Below are 352 nucleotides of genomic sequence, written 5' to 3' on the forward strand. Positions count from 1 at the left end.
TGTGCTCCTTCAAGGCTGCGTTTTCCTTCTGGAGCTTTGCTATCAGCGCGTCACGATCCGAGAGCATCTGTTTCAGTTCATCAATAATCTTGATTTGTGCCTGTGAACTCTCGTTCAGGTTCAGCAGCTGTTCGGTCATCCGGTCCAGCTTTTCCAGAAGTTTGTCCCTTTCCTGCTTGTCTGCCTTTCGCAGTGCGAAAAGCTTGTCAAGCAGCATTGATTTTTCCATGGAATTCATATCGGAATAATGGCTATTTTATTGTAGATATCTATCATTATTTTCACCGGTTGCGGCTCCGTATCTTCCAGCCTTTGCTGAAGTGGGGAAGAGGAGGTTTCCTTGCGGGTGTCC

General features: G+C 46.9%; 1 protein-coding gene. It reads right to left on the reverse strand.

What is annotated here, in order from left to right; translation table 11 throughout:
- A partial coding sequence (locus tag WKU26_RS12720) for a hypothetical protein (RefSeq protein WP_340322326.1) occupies positions 1-238 on the reverse strand: 238 nt, incomplete at its 3' end.
- Positions 239-352 lie beyond the last annotated feature (114 nt).

The sequence above is a fragment of the Phocaeicola sp. HCN-40430 genome, assembly GCF_037890285.1.
In the GTDB taxonomy this organism is placed as follows: domain Bacteria; phylum Bacteroidota; class Bacteroidia; order Bacteroidales; family Bacteroidaceae; genus Phocaeicola; species Phocaeicola acetigenes.